This is a genomic window from Amycolatopsis oliviviridis (assembly GCF_014654365.1).
Taxonomy (GTDB): Bacteria; Actinomycetota; Actinomycetes; order Mycobacteriales; family Pseudonocardiaceae; genus Amycolatopsis; species Amycolatopsis oliviviridis.
Map to the genome: position 1 here is coordinate 968827 of NZ_BNAY01000001.1, position 13229 is coordinate 982055.

Genomic DNA, 13229 nt, shown 5'->3' on the forward strand with positions numbered 1-13229 from the left:
CTCTTCTCGCGGATGTCGGCCGATCTCGACCACGGCTGACCCGAATCCGTATCTCAGTATCGGATCGGGTCAGCCATCATGGTAGCCGTACCTACGGAAAGCGAAGGAAACACGATGACCAGCACCACTCTCCGCGAAATCAGCACCCTGCCGACGACTCCAGCGGCGCTCTCGGACGCGACGGTGATCCTCGTCGACTACCAGAACACCTACACCCGCGGCGTGATGGAACTCGACGGCTGGGAAGCCGCGCTCGACGAGGCCGCCACCTTGCTGGCGCGCGCACGGGCCGAGGGCGCGACGGTCATCCATGTGATGCACGACGGTGGCGAGGGCAGCCCGTACGACCTCAAGGAGGACGTCGGCCGCATCCACGAACGCGTCGCCCCCGCCCCGGGTGAAGAGGTCGTGGTGAAGACCGCGCCGAACTCGTTCGTCGGCACCCGGCTGGGCGAACTGGTCGACGCCGCCGGACACCAGGACGTCGTCGTGGCCGGATTCATGACCCACATGTGCGTCACCTTCACCGCCGAAGGCGCGTTTCTGCGCGGAAACGCGCCGACGGTGGTGGCCGGCGCCTGCGCCACACGCGCACTCCCGTCCGTAGCCGGGCCGGTGGCCGCCGCGGAGCAGCACCGTGCCGCCCTTGCCACCATCGGTGATCTCTACGCCGTCGTCGTCCCGTCCACGGCGGAACTCGGCTAGGCGCTGTCCTGTCGAAGAATCCTGAAATCTGTCGGAGGGACCCGCTAGCGTGCCCGCGTCGTCGAAACGTGGGGAGGACCGATGGAGGGACAAGGGAAGGCACCGACGGGTCTGGTGGACGCGCTCGTGCCGGTGGCCGAGGACCTGATTCCGTTGCTGCGCGGACGAATTCCGCGTGGCCCGGCGATAGCGCTCGGCAGACTGGGCGCGCCGGAAGCGAGACCGGACATGTTCGGTCTCGTCGCCGGCAAGCACTCGGTGATGGACGCTGCCGAGTCGGTGGTGTTCAGCCGGTTGCGGTCGCTCGGTGACGGCCTTTCCGAACGTCTGCTCGGCGCCCTCGAACTGACCTTGGACGGGCTGACGGTGGCCATTCCCGATGAGGTCAAGGCTGCGGTTCCGGGACCCGACGCGACGCCGGAGAGCTTCGGCTTCGCGATGGTGGGCGGGCAGAACGCCGAGACCGTCACCGCGGTGCGTCTGCTCGATCAGCTGCGGCCTGGTGTCTCCGAACTGGTCATGAGGTTGGTCGCGGACGTCGCCGAGCGGGAGACCCTGGCTCCGTTGCTGGCGGTGGCGCCGGAATCCACCGGTGAGGCGGAACTGGCTGCGGAGCACGGAGCCGCGCATCTCGCCTTGGCGGTCGCGGTCGCCGTACTGGTTCTGCGGCGAGTGGAAGCTCCGTTGCTCGCGGGTACCTCCGCGGCGGTCGTCGGTGTCGCACTGGGCGCGGTTTCGGCTCTGTTGAGCGAGATTCCGATGCCGGCCGGGTACGCGGCCGCCCTGCTGGAAAAACGCCGGGCCGAGTACGTCCTGCCGGCTTCGGCGTCGTGTTCGGTGGAGGTACGCGAGCACCGATTCACCCTGGTCGAGGGTGCCGCTCTCGGCGAGACCGACTTCAGCGGGAACGGCCTGGCCGTCGCGGTCCCGGGTGGCATCGCCGTGCGGACCGGCCTCGGCGAAGGTCAGCTGGGAGTTTCGATACTGATCCTCGAAGAGCCGCCGGACGAGGTGAACCTCGGCTGGTGGGACGAGGTCGTCGAGATCTCCTGGCGGGCCGAGCGAGGCGACGCCACTTTCGGCGAAGGCAGCCCGCACGGTTCGAGAACACCGCCGTGGCCGGGCGATTTCCGGGTCCGGGTGCATGCGATCGGCAGAGACGGCGAGGCGGGCGAGCGCTACGAACTCGTGCTGTGGCAGGCACCTCATGGCCCGGACGTCGTCCACAAACGCGGTGACAGGCTCGGTTACGCCGTCCGAGGTGAGCCGGTTCCCGACATCGAGCCGCCGCCGGAAGCCGGCTACCGGTGGATCGACGAGAGCGCGCTCGGCGATGCGGCGACGGTCACGATGGTCAGGGGAGCCAGCCCCGAGGAGGTGCTCCGCGCGTTCGGCGCGGACCCCGCCGAGCCGGAAGTCGCCGAGGAGCTCTCGCAGGATCTCGACCTCGACCCGTGGGTTTCCGTGCTGGCGGTCGAGGGCGGGGTGCTCGCCGTCGAGTTCAACGGCTTCCAGGGGTCGTGCCCTCCGGTGCTGAAGTCGTTGTCGGAGGTGGGCCGGACGGCGAGCCTGTTCTGGAGTATCGACGCGTTGACCGCGCTTTCCTTCGCCGACAACGGGAAGGTCCTCGCGTCGTTCGAACTCGGCTGCGCGGGCGAGATCGAGGACGGCGAAGTGAACGAAGCCTTGTCCGGCCTCGATTTCGACGGCTACCGCGACAGGCTGGAGAAAGGTCTCGTCGCCATCGAGCGCTACGGCGGATACCGGTTGCGAGAGGAGGACGTTCAGCGGATGAGCGAGGAGGCCGTCGGCTATCGGATTCTCCCGCACCTGCCCGAGCTGTATCCGGAGGCGCGGAACCCCGATGGTTCGCGTGCGTTCCCCGGGAACGGCCCGTTGGACGCCGACACCGATCGGCTGGCCTTCGTTCCCGGGGAAACGTTGCGGGACCTGGCCTGGCGGGCGGCGTCCGCGGTGGCCGAGAACACCGGTGTCGCCGCGGACGCCGTCGTCGCCGCCGCGCTGGCGGAGCGCCGCCTGAGCCCGGCGGCCGAGCTCCTGGCCCGGCGTTCTCAACTGCGAGCGGATCGGGAACACGCCTGGCTCTGGGAGGCGATCCGCGGCGCCACCAATCCGGACCCGCTGGCCGCCGCGATCAACGCGCTGTCGGCGGCGCGGTACGCGGCCGGGCCGGCGGGGGAGAGCCTGCTGGATCACGCCCGGCGAGTGTGCCGCGAGTAGTCGCCTGCCTTGCGACACGGATCACCGTCGCCCGATGTTTACAGTGCACACATCGCCCGATCCTTGCTGGAGCTGTACCGGCGCTGGGGCCAGGGCGGCACCGGGCTGCTGACCACGGGGAACGTCATGGTGCGCGCCGAGGCGCTGACCGGTCCCGCCGGCGTGGAGATCCACGCCGCGCACGGTTACCTGCTCTCGCAGTTCCTCTCGCCGCTGGTCAACCGGCGTGAGGACCAGTGGGGCGGCTCGCTGCCGAACCGTGCCCGGATGCTGCTGGACGTGGTGCGTGCCGTTCGCGAGACCGTCTCGCCGTCGTTCGCTGTCGCGGTGAAGCTCAACTCCGCCGACTTCCAGCGCGGTGGATTCGACACGGACGACGCCCGCGAGGTGATCGCGATGCTGGAGCCGCTCGGTGTCGACCTGGTCGAGCTTTCCGGCGGCAGCTACGAGAGCCTGGCGATGTCCGGTCGCCCCGCGGACGCGCGCACCCAGGCCCGTGAAGCCTACTTTCTCGATCTGGCCAGGGATCTGGTGAAGACGAGCCCGCTGCCGTTGATGCTGACCGGTGGCATCACCCGCCGCGACACCGCCGAACGAGTCCTCGACGGCGGCGTCGCCATGGCGGGGATGGGGACCGCGCTCGCCGTCACCCCGGATCTGCCGGACCGCTGGCGGCGTGGCGGTGAGGCCGCGCGAAACCCGCGCCTGGTGACCTGGTCGCACCCGGCTTGGTCGCTCCTCTGTGAGCGACGTCAGCAGCGGAACGCGTTGCGCGGCTACCGTGCTTGGCTGTCCACGAGGAGCGCCGCGTGAGTGCCAGGACGACGGGCGGCCGGACCGGCTTCCCTCAGCGAAGGGGGCGGAACGTGGCGCGCAGGTCGTCGATCCACGCTTCCGGGTTCTCCCACGGACCGAAGTGGCCGCCCTTCTCATGGACGTTCACCTGGCGGACGTCGGCGTAGAAGTGGCCGGCCGCTTCCTTGAAGGCGGCGACCCGCTGCTCGCGGTCGTGGGCTCCCGGAGGCGCCGCGTCGCCGAGATGGAAGGTGAAACCGGTGGGGGCCTCCACTGCCGGCGTCCGGTCGTGCGACGGTTGCCACGGGTGGCGGTTGACGTTCTTGTAGGCGCGGATCGACGAGCCGATGGCTTGGTTGACCCAGTAGATCGTCGCGTTGGTGAGGATGTGGTCCACCGGATAGGAGTCCTCGAACACCCCGTTCTGGTCGCTCCACTTCTTCCAGCGCTTCAGGACCCAGGCGAGCATCCCGATCGGGGAATCGTTGAGCCCGTGCGTGATCGTCTGGCCGTCGAGCATGTGCACCGCGACATGGGACACGTAGGTGTTCACGAAGTTGACCATGTCCGCACGCGCCCCGGCGGGCAGGTCGTCGATCGGCGCGCCGCCGGTCAGGTCCCAAGGGCGGTCGCCCTGGAAGATCGTCAGCAGCATCTCGTTGCCGAGGTGAATGCCATGGAGCGAGTCGGCGTACTTGTGGCCGAGCTGCGCCCCGACCAGTGCGCCGTAGTCGGCCGCGCCGACTCCGAAACGCCGATGGCCGAGTACGTCGGTCATCAGGGTGTGGAACCGGTCGGCCATGCTGACGAAGTTCTCCTTGCCGTTGGTCAGCGGGGTGGAGAACGCGAATCCGGGCAGCGAGGGGACGATGACGTCGAAGGCGTCCGCCGGGTCGCCGCCGTACGCGCCGGGATCGGCGAGCGGACGGATCACCTTGCTCCAGTCCCAGAAGGTCCACGGCCAGCCGTGCATGAGCAGCAACGGGATGGGCGCGGGCCCCTTGCCTGGCTCGCGGATGAAGTGCACCGGGGTCCCGTCGACGTCGACACGGTGGTGTGAGTAGCTGTTCAAGCGGGCTTCGACGGCCCGCCAGTCGAAGCCGTCGGCCCAGTACTCGACGATGGGCTTGAGGTAGGCCGTACTCAGCCCGAAGGCCTCGTCTTCGTTGTCGAGATCGGGTGCGAACCGGGTCGCCTTCAGCCGGGATCGGAGGTCGTCGAGGACGTCCTGTTCGACGTTGATGGTGAACGGTTCGAGAGTGCCTGTCATGGTCGTTTCTCCTTGGTGTCAGTAGGTCCAGTCCAGGCGGAGCCTGGTGATGCGGAGTTCCGCGATGAGCCAGCGACCGTCCAGCCGGGTGAACCGCACCCGGTAATGGCCGTACCCGTGCATACCGCCGGGTTCGCCCTCGGCGCCGGAACGCGTGCTCGCGGGCCTGGCGATGATGTCCTCCATCGCCCAGACGCCGACCGCCGAATCGTCCGACTCGATGTCGATCTCGCTGGAGTACAGGTGATGCACCAGGACGGAATCCGGATGGTTGCGTGATTTGAGCTGTGCGGCGATGTCGTCGCGACCCGTCATCCGCGCTTGAACGGATCCGTCCACTGTGGAGGCCACGAACGGGGCGTCGGCGGTGAACAGGGCCGCGAGATCGTCCCATCGATGATGATCCGCGCGGTAGACGTAGCGGGCCATCACGCGTCGCACGTCCTCGGTCGCCACCAGTCTGGCGAGGTCCTGCATCGGTTTTCCTTCGGTAGTCGGAACTTGCTCGGCTCAGCCGAGGATGCAGAGAATAAAATGTACCGGCAAGTACAATCTGCGTCCCGCTTTTCTGTACTTGCCGGTACATTTTTCCGGGCCTATCGTGACTGGACCGGCAAGGACATTCGGGAGGTCTTGGTGCTCACGAGGAAGGGTGCCGCGACGCGGCAGCGGATCATCGACGCCGCGGCGGAGGAGATCCGCGAACGCGGTGTCGGCGCGGCGACCCTCGACGACATCTGCCGCCGCAGCGGAACGGGCAAAAGCCAGCTCTTCCACTACTTCCCGGACGGCAAGGAGCAGCTGCTGATGGCCGTGGCCGAGTGGGAGGCAGGCCAGGTGATCGAGGATCAGCAGCCGTATCTCGGGCAGCTGACCTCGTGGCAGGCGTGGCACGACTGGCGTGACGTGGTGGTCGAGCGATACCGGCGACAGGGTGTGCACTGTCCACTCGGGGTGCTGATCACCGAAATCGGCAGGCACACACCGGCCGCGCAGGCGGTGACGAGGCAACTGCTGGAACAGTGGCAGCGGCAGGTCCAGGCGGGCATCGAAGAGATGCGGGCGAACGGGTCGATCGGCCCCGGCATCGACCCGGTCCGTGCCTCGGCCGCGGTGATCGCCGCGATCCAGGGCGGGGTCACGATCCTGATGTCCACCGGATCCGCGGATCATCTCGAAGCCGCGCTGGACCTGTACCTGGACTACTTGGGCGCCGGCGCGCCGGTGTGAATCAGGACCGCTCGGTGCCCATCCCGCGCCACAGCAGGTCGAGCAGGCTCGCGACGTCGCGTCGCCACTCGCCGTCCGGGTCGAGGTACAGCAGGCCGCCGAGACCGCGCAGGACGGTCGCGGGTTCCAGGTCCGCGCGGACGGTGCCGGCGTCGACGTTGGCTTTCAGCAACGTGGAGACCGCGCCCACCATTGCCTCGTAGGCTCCTGCGGGCAGTTCGCCGCGGGAGCTCGTCACGGCGCGCAGGGCGTCGGCCAGGCCGCGTTTGGTCATCATGTAGTGCGCCAGGTGGTCGGTCGTCCACGTCCGGAAAGCCTGCTCGGGCGAGTGCTTGCCGAGCAGGATCGGCACGATCTCGACGAGCTGGCGGACCTCGCGCTCGTAGACCGCCAGGATGAGGGCCTCCGGGGTCGGGAAATGCCGGTACACCGTGCCGACGCCGACTTCGGCCTGTTTCGCGATGGCGTTGAACGAGACCTCGCCCGACCTGGCCAAGAACTTCGCCGCGGTGGCGAGGATACGCTCGTGGTTGCGCCGGGTGTCCGCACGCCGGGGATTCACCGATCCCGTCTTCATCGTCCCTCCTGTCCACCGATCCCGCTCTCCGGTGAATGTAACCGAGGAACCCGCGGAACCTGGAGTGACTCTAGGGGTGGGCACCGACATTGCGGAGCGCATTGCGTTCCGCTAGCTTGAAAAATGAAGCGGATGAATATCCGGTTCAACCTCCGAACGGACTCCCACCACATCGACCCACGCCGTCGGGCCCTCGGCCCGGATGACCGGCGGAAAGAGATTCTGTGGACATCTCACTCGAAGTCAACGGCAGGACGGAACGGCTGAGTGTCGATCCCGGGGTGACACTGCTGGACACGCTGCGGGAGCGGCTCGCCGTCACCGGCCCGAAGAAGGGCTGTGACCGGGGGCAGTGCGGCGCCTGCACGGTGCACGTCGGCGGACGCCCGGTCCTCTCCTGTCTCACCTTGGCCGCCACCGTGAAACAGCCGGTGACCACCGTCGAAGCCTTATCCACAGTGGACGGACTACATCCGGTCCAACAGGCCTTCGTCGATCAGGACGCCCTTCAGTGCGGATTCTGCACTTCCGGGCAGATCATGTCGGCGGTCGCCGCCGTCGAACAGGACGTCGAGGACGTCCGTGAGTTCATGTCCGGCAACCTCTGCCGATGTGCGGCCTATCCGAACATCGTCGCGGCGGTCGAGCAGGCGAGGCGGGCCGATGCGTCCCTTTGAGCTGCTCGCACCCGAGACCGTCGAAGCCGCGGTCACCTCTCCAGGCACGTTCCTGGCGGGCGGGACCACGCTCGTCGACCTGATGAAACTCAACGTTCTCACCCCGCAGCAGGTCTTGGACATCAACGCGGTGCCGTTGCGGGGGATCGACACCGCCGACGGGCTGCGGTTCGGTGCGCTGGAGCGGATGAGCGACATCGCCGGACACCCCGGCGTGTACCCGGCGATCTCCCGGGCGCTGCTGCTCAGCGCCTCCCAGCAGATCAGGAACATGGCCAGCATCGGCGGGAACCTGATGCAGCGCACGCGCTGCTCGTACTTCCGCGACGTCGCCATGCCGTGCAACCGGCGAGTGCCCGGCAGCGGCTGCCCGGCGATTTCGGGCACCAACCGAATGCACGCCGTGCTGGGCACGAGTGATGCGTGCGTGGCGACCCACGCCAGTGACGTGGCCGTCGCGCTGGTCGCGCTCGACGCCCGGCTGCGGCTGGTCAGCGAGACCGGGTCCAGGACAGTCGAGCTGGCCTCCTTCTACCGTCAGCCCGGCGACACCCCCGACGTGGAGAACGACCTGCGCCCCGGTGAACTCATCGCCGAGGTCGTCGTTCCCCGGCTGGATTGGGCGTCGAACTCCACTTACGTCAAGGTGCGGGACAGGCAGTCCTACGAGTTCGCGCTGTGCTCCGCCGCGGTCGCGCTGCGCGTCGAGGACTCGCGCGTCGTCGACGCCCGCGTCGCGGCCGGTGGCGTCGCGACCGTGCCGTGGCGGCTGCCCGCGGTCGAGGAGGCCTTGCGCGGCGCGCCCGCGACCGTCTCCGCTTTCGAAGAGGCCGCGGCGCTGGCCACCGAGGGCGCGCGTCCGTTGTCCGCGAACGGATTCAAACCGTCGCTGCTGCGCCGGACCATCGTCCGCGCGCTGCTGGAACTGACCGAGGGGAGCCGCCGATGACCAGCCGGGTGGACGGGCCGCTGAAGGTCACCGGCCGGGCCGAGTACGGGGCGGACCACACCTTCCCCGGATTGGTCCACGGCTACGTCGTGCTCAGTACGATCGCGCACGGCGAGATCGAGGCGATGGACGTCACGGAGGCGAAAGGCGCGCCGGGTGTTCTCGGGGTGTACTCGCCGTTCGATCCGCTGGAACTGCGCACCCCGGCCACGGCGTTCCTGGGCGAGACCTGGGTTCCTCTGCAGGACAAGGAAGTCGCCTACTACGGCCAGCCGATCGGCTTCGTCGTGGCCGAGACCTACGAGCAGGCACGCGACGCGGCGATGCTGGTCGAGGTCACCTATCGGACCAGGCCCGCGCTGACGTCGTTGGAGGACGGCCTCGCCACGGCCGAAGAAGCACCGGCATCGAGGGGCGTGCCGGCGTCGCTCGCGGTGCTCGCCCCCGGCGTCGAGTCCATCGAGGACGCGCTGGCCGCGAGCCCGGTGGTCGTCGAAGCCACCTACGGCACCGCGACCCAGCACCACGCCGCGATGGAACCGCATTCCGCGGTCGCGGTGTGGGGGCCCGACGGTCTGACGATTCACAGCGGCAACCAGGGATCCGATATCCAAGCGGCGGAGCTGGCCACGGCGCTGGACGTGAAAACGTCCGAGGTGCACGCGGTGAACCCCTTCGTAGGCGGGGCGTTCGGGGGCAAGGGCCGTACTTCCGTGCCCGCGTTCCTGGCCGCGGCGGCGGCGAGGGCCCTTGACCGGCCGGTCAAGGCCGCGCTCAGCCGGGAGCAGGTCTTCACCGCCACGGCGGGCCGTGCCGCGACAGTGCAGAAGATCGCGCTGGGCGCGGAGCACGACGGCACCCTCAACGCCCTGCGCCACGATTCCTGGTGCAGCACGGCGGCGGACCGCTCGTTCGTCGAGCCGACGTCGCATGGCACCTCACGCGAGTGGTACGCGACCCGGAACCTGGCCATCAGCCAGAAGATGGTGCCGCTGAACGTGCCGCCGACGACGTTCATGCGGGCGCCGGGCGAGGCACCCGGCTCCTTCGCGCTGGAAAGCGCGATCGACGAACTCGCCGTGGCGCTGAAGATGGACCCGATCGAGCTGCGGCAGCGGAACAACTCGAACGCGCCGCCCGGCAACGATCTTCAGTGGTCGAGCAAGCACCTCGACGAATGCTTCCGCATCGGTGCGGCCCGCTTCGGCTGGGCGGACCGTTCACCGCAAGGGAAGACCGACGGGGACTGGCTCGTGGGCATCGGCACGGCCACCGCCATGTTCCCCGCGCTGCGGTTCCCGGCCACGATCGAGATCACCCTGCTGCCCGACGACACGGCCGTCGTCGGGACCAGCGGGGCCGACCCGGGAACCGGCCTGCTGACCGTCCTTTCGTTGGTGGGCGGGGAATCGCTCGACATCTCACCCGATCGCGTGGTGCCGAAGCTCGGTGACTCGACGCTTCCGCCCGGTGGCATGTCCGGTGGTTCGACGGCGACCGCGAGCGCGGGATCGGCCATCATGATCGCCGCCGCCAAGGCGATCGACGACCTGCTGAAGCTGGCATCCGCTCCAGGCGCGCCGTTCGAAGGCATGGACGTCTCCTACGCGGACGGCAAGGTGTTCGCCGAAGGCCGGACGATGACCTTCGGCGAACTGCTGCGGACGCTGAACCGCCCGTCGCTGTCGGTGGCCGGTTCGTCGGCGCCGGGCGAAGAGCTGTCGAAGCATTCGTTCAGCTCGTTCGGTGCCCAGTTCTGCGAAGTACGCGTGCACAAGTGGACCCGGGAGATCCGGGTGTCCCGCATGCTCGGGGTGTTCGACGCGGGCCGGATCATCAACCCGACGGCGGCGCGCAGCCAGATCGTCGGCGGCATGATCTGGGGTGTGTCGGCCGCCCTGCACGAGGGGCTGGAGATCGAGGGCAACGGCAGGCTCGCCAACGGTGACTTCGCGAGCTACCTGATCCCGGTGAACGCGGACATCCCCGAGGTCGACGTCCACTTCGTCGAGTACCCGGACACGCTGCACAACCCGGTCGGCGCGAAGGGCATCGGCGAGATCGGCACCGTCGGGATGGCGGCCGCCGTCGCGAACGCCGTCCACAACGCCACCGGTATCCGGGTGCGGCACATCCCCATCATGATCGAGGATCTGCTCGAAGACTCGTAGTCGTTCGCGCCCTGTCGAAGTACATGATGGCCCCCTTCCTTGCGCCTATCGCAAGGAAGGGGGCCATCATGTACTTACGGGCAGGTTAGCGCGAAGTCATGTGCGGCAGCAGGTGACGAAGCGCCTCGGACGGTTCGAGACCCAGTTCCTCCAGCAAGGTCCGCCGGCACTGCAGGTACTGGTGCTGTGCCGCCGCGCGGTTGCCGGCGGCGAGGTGCGCGTCGATGAGCGCCTGATGTGCGCTTTCCCGCAACGGCTCGGCGCGCACGGCGGCCAGCCCGGCGGCGACGGCCTCGCCGTAGCGGCCCGCGGTCGTGAGCCGTTTCGCCATGGCCTCCAAGGCGTACAGCCGCAACTGGTGGTACTGCTCCTGCTCGATGAGCACCCATTCGTTGTCCGACCATTCGGGCAACAGGTCGGCGGAAAGGTCGTCGCGCGTCTGCCGGGTCAGGATGTCGTCGCACCGGCAGGACTCGTCGAGGAGGCGGTGCGCGTGGGCGACCGCGTCGTGAATGTCGACGATGATGTTGTCCACCAACGCCATTTCGTGGACTGACGCGTCGATGACGTGGTGTCCGGTGCGCGAAGCGCGCCACAGGGAAGAACGCAGGTTCGCGTTGGCGCGCGTCGTCGGCGCTTCCGGCCACAACGTACGCGCCACAAAGGTCCGGGGCTGGGGCCGATCCTGTAAAGCGAGGAAGGCGAGTAATCGCTGCGCGCTGGAGGACAGCGTCACCCGATCATCCCCGACGATCAACGCGAAACCTTTGAGCAGGCGCAATGTCACGATCTGTTCTGCTTCTGTGCGCATCGGTTCCCCAACCTCTGCCCGGCGCCGGTCGGATCGTTCCCGCTGTTGGGACAATTCGCCCCAGGAACGCGGAACGTTACGGGGAAATTATCGGACCGCGGCGTCAACAGGGCGTTACGAGAACGTCATCGTGCCTGCTCCGAGGTCTTCCAGCCAGTTCTGCACCGCCGCGTGCACCGCTTCCGGTGAGGTGACCACCAGCGATCTGGCCTCGTCGGTGCCGATCGTGAAGATGACCCGGACCCGTAGCGCTTCGGGCTTTCCGCCTTCCAGCCACGCTCGGAGAACCATGCTGCCGGAACGTTCCTCGGGTGGCTTCACGAGAGCAGGATGCGCGCAGACACGTCACCGCCGCGTTGACGCCGTGTGTGCGGGCACGTCAACCGTCGTCTCCGCGACGCCTCGGTGACGTCGGCGCGACGTGCGGATCGCGGACCTGCCACGGCACCCCTGCGATGCTGCGCCCTGGCACGTCGCAGGTGCGCCAGGGGAGGATCGGTATGGGCGATTTCGGTGTCATCGCCGACGTTTCGACGATCATCGTGGACCGGTTGAACGACGCGCTGCGCAGCCTGGACCCGACCAATCCGCCGACAGCGATTCTGAGCGACCTCGAGAACCAGCCGACCACGGCGACACTCACGGTCTTCCTGTACGAGATCGCGGAAGACCCGACCTCGCGCAATCGCCCACCGGTCCGGTCGCTGCCACCGTCCGCGCCCACGAGCCGCAAACCGCCGATGGCACTTCTGCTGCGCTACCTGATCACCCCGTGGGGCGGCAGCCAGGAAACCCAGCATCAGATGATCGGACGAGCGCTCCAGGTCTTCTACGACGACGCGATCTGGTCCGGCGAGGAACTGTCGGGCAGCATGGCGGGCACCACGGAAGCGCTGCAGTTCACGTTGACACCGCTGACCCTCGATCAGAAGTCGTGGATCTGGTACGCGATTCAGAAGCCGTACCGGCTGTCCCTCAACTACGAGGTCCGGGTCGTCAACCTCGACTCCCTCGACGTCTCGGATCTGCGGCTCGTGCAGAGCCGGAAACTCACGGGGGCGCCGGTGCCATGACCCGCTTCCGCCCCGTCGAGACCTCCGTCCTGTACAGCCCGGCCTGGTTCGTGCCGTTCGACGAGTTCGCCCAGCGCATGCGGTCCGCCGACGTGGCCACCGAACTGGACCGCTTCGATCCGGTCGAGAACGTCTGGGTCCTCCAGGACACGCCGTCGATCCGGACCCCGAGCGCCGCGATCGCCTACCCGCAGCTGGGCCGCCGTCGGGGGCCGGGCGCCAGGCCGGAGCGGTTCCGGGTGCGGTTTTCCGCCATCGGGCTCGCGCCGCTGTATCCGGCGGACGGGGAGAACTTCGACGCCGCCGTGGTCGGGGTCGGCTTCACCGCGTACCCGTACGACGACGTCACCCCGCCCGCCGTCCAGAGCGAACCGCGGCTGGTCCGGTTGCTGCCGAGCGTCGCGTTCCCGTACGGGCCGGGCACCCGCACGGTGTACGGCGTCGTCGTCGACAAGGTCACCCGGGTGCCGGTGGCGAACGCGCTGGTGGAGGCGAGAGGCCTCACGAGCAGGGACAGGACGCCGTGGCTGGAGCGGACCCTGACCGACCCGACGGGCTCGTTCCGGCTCTCCCTGCGGTGGGAAGGCGAGCCGGTCGCGGGACCGCCTCCGGAGCAGATCTTCCACCTCAAGGCCACCGAACGGCCGGGTCGGATCGGGGTGCTGGACGTCCGGCTGCCCTCCGGACGCGACCGGCGGCACGTCATCGAGATCGTCGAGCAGTAGAGAAG

Annotated in this window: 14 protein-coding genes; 9 read left to right on the top strand and 5 right to left on the bottom strand. The window is 68.4% G+C overall.

The window, feature by feature from the left end; translation table 11 throughout:
- The first annotated feature begins 114 nt into the window (after positions 1-114).
- The 3 genes from IE302_RS04080 (at position 115) to IE302_RS04090 (ending at position 3759) form a co-directional block, all read left to right on the top strand.
- Positions 115-705, top strand: coding sequence for an isochorismatase family protein (locus IE302_RS04080; RefSeq protein WP_191251839.1), 591 nt, complete (start codon positions 115-117; stop codon positions 703-705).
- A gap of 81 nt (positions 706-786) precedes the next feature.
- Positions 787-2946 (top strand): DUF6461 domain-containing protein, encoded by a 2160-nt coding sequence (locus tag IE302_RS04085; RefSeq protein WP_191251841.1) that lies wholly within the window; start codon positions 787-789, stop codon positions 2944-2946.
- A gap of 63 nt (positions 2947-3009) precedes the next feature.
- Positions 3010-3759 (top strand): oxidoreductase, encoded by a 750-nt coding sequence (locus IE302_RS04090; RefSeq protein ID WP_308436837.1) that lies wholly within the window; start codon positions 3010-3012, stop codon positions 3757-3759.
- A gap of 34 nt (positions 3760-3793) precedes the next feature.
- Here the strand turns inward: IE302_RS04090 and IE302_RS04095 are convergent, their stop codons facing one another.
- Together IE302_RS04095 and IE302_RS04100 are read right to left on the bottom strand one after the other, a co-directional pair.
- Positions 3794-5011, bottom strand: a complete 1218-nt coding sequence (locus tag IE302_RS04095) for an epoxide hydrolase family protein (RefSeq protein WP_191251843.1) — start codon at positions 5009-5011, stop codon at positions 3794-3796.
- A gap of 18 nt (positions 5012-5029) precedes the next feature.
- Positions 5030-5488 (bottom strand): nuclear transport factor 2 family protein, encoded by a 459-nt coding sequence (locus tag IE302_RS04100; RefSeq protein WP_191251845.1) that lies wholly within the window; start codon positions 5486-5488, stop codon positions 5030-5032.
- Between the two features lie 159 nt (positions 5489-5647).
- Between IE302_RS04100 and IE302_RS04105 the strand changes: the two genes are divergently transcribed.
- Positions 5648-6241 carry a TetR/AcrR family transcriptional regulator gene (locus tag IE302_RS04105; RefSeq protein WP_191251847.1) on the top strand — a complete coding sequence of 198 codons (594 nt, stop codon included), beginning with the start codon at positions 5648-5650 and terminating at the stop codon, positions 6239-6241.
- Position 6242: 1 nt separating this feature from the next.
- Here IE302_RS04105 and IE302_RS04110 read toward each other — a convergent pair whose 3' ends face one another.
- Positions 6243-6818 (bottom strand): TetR/AcrR family transcriptional regulator, encoded by a 576-nt coding sequence (locus tag IE302_RS04110; RefSeq protein ID WP_191251849.1) that lies wholly within the window; start codon positions 6816-6818, stop codon positions 6243-6245.
- Positions 6819-7042: 224 nt separating this feature from the next.
- On the opposite strand from IE302_RS04110, the gene IE302_RS04115 reads away from it, so the two are divergent.
- From IE302_RS04115 to IE302_RS04125, 3 genes are read left to right on the top strand one after another with little or no spacing between them, the layout of a single operon-like run.
- Positions 7043-7495, top strand: coding sequence for a (2Fe-2S)-binding protein (locus IE302_RS04115; RefSeq protein WP_191251851.1), 453 nt, complete (start codon positions 7043-7045; stop codon positions 7493-7495).
- Complete coding sequence (locus tag IE302_RS04120) at positions 7482-8444, top strand: FAD binding domain-containing protein (protein WP_191251853.1); 963 nt, start codon at positions 7482-7484, stop codon at positions 8442-8444. Before IE302_RS04115 ends, IE302_RS04120 begins: the two co-directional genes overlap by 14 nt.
- Positions 8441-10615, top strand: a complete 2175-nt coding sequence (locus IE302_RS04125; protein ID WP_191251855.1) for a xanthine dehydrogenase family protein molybdopterin-binding subunit — start codon at positions 8441-8443, stop codon at positions 10613-10615. The genes IE302_RS04120 and IE302_RS04125 overlap by 4 nt, the downstream gene beginning before the upstream one ends.
- Positions 10616-10700: 85 nt before the next feature.
- Here the strand turns inward: IE302_RS04125 and IE302_RS04130 are convergent, their stop codons facing one another.
- On the bottom strand, positions 10701-11426 hold the full coding sequence (locus tag IE302_RS04130; RefSeq protein ID WP_191251857.1) for an AfsR/SARP family transcriptional regulator: 726 nt from the start codon (positions 11424-11426) through the stop codon (positions 10701-10703).
- 114 nt (positions 11427-11540) lie between these two features.
- Positions 11541-11747, bottom strand: coding sequence for a hypothetical protein (locus tag IE302_RS04135; RefSeq protein ID WP_191251859.1), 207 nt, complete (start codon positions 11745-11747; stop codon positions 11541-11543).
- A gap of 179 nt (positions 11748-11926) precedes the next feature.
- Here IE302_RS04135 and IE302_RS04140 point away from each other — a divergent pair, with 179 nt between their 5' ends.
- Positions 11927-12499: a Pvc16 family protein gene (locus IE302_RS04140; protein ID WP_191251861.1), complete on the top strand. Its 573-nt coding sequence runs from the start codon at positions 11927-11929 to the stop codon at positions 12497-12499.
- Positions 12496-13224, top strand: coding sequence for a carboxypeptidase regulatory-like domain-containing protein (locus IE302_RS04145; RefSeq protein WP_191251862.1), 729 nt, complete (start codon positions 12496-12498; stop codon positions 13222-13224). Before IE302_RS04140 ends, IE302_RS04145 begins: the two co-directional genes overlap by 4 nt.
- Positions 13225-13229: the final 5 nt, after the last annotated feature.

Bases quoted from the DNA above. Each gene is read 5' to 3' on its own strand.
- IE302_RS04140 (WP_191251861.1), top strand. From the start codon at position 11,927: ATGGGCGATTTCGGTGTCATCGCCGACGTTTCGACGATCATCGTGGAC.
- IE302_RS04085 (WP_191251841.1), top strand. From the start codon at position 787: ATGGAGGGACAAGGGAAGGCACCGACGGGTCTGGTGGACGCGCTCGTG.
- IE302_RS04130 (WP_191251857.1), bottom strand. From the start codon at position 11,426: ATGCGCACAGAAGCAGAACAGATCGTGACATTGCGCCTGCTCAAAGGT.
- IE302_RS04100 (WP_191251845.1), bottom strand. From the start codon at position 5,488: ATGCAGGACCTCGCCAGACTGGTGGCGACCGAGGACGTGCGACGCGTG.
- IE302_RS04120 (WP_191251853.1), top strand. From the start codon at position 7,482: ATGCGTCCCTTTGAGCTGCTCGCACCCGAGACCGTCGAAGCCGCGGTC.
- IE302_RS04145 (WP_191251862.1), top strand. From the start codon at position 12,496: ATGACCCGCTTCCGCCCCGTCGAGACCTCCGTCCTGTACAGCCCGGCC.
- IE302_RS04095 (WP_191251843.1), bottom strand. From the start codon at position 5,011: ATGACAGGCACTCTCGAACCGTTCACCATCAACGTCGAACAGGACGTC.
- IE302_RS04110 (WP_191251849.1), bottom strand. From the start codon at position 6,818: ATGAAGACGGGATCGGTGAATCCCCGGCGTGCGGACACCCGGCGCAAC.
- IE302_RS04080 (WP_191251839.1), top strand. From the start codon at position 115: ATGACCAGCACCACTCTCCGCGAAATCAGCACCCTGCCGACGACTCCA.
- IE302_RS04125 (WP_191251855.1), top strand. From the start codon at position 8,441: ATGACCAGCCGGGTGGACGGGCCGCTGAAGGTCACCGGCCGGGCCGAG.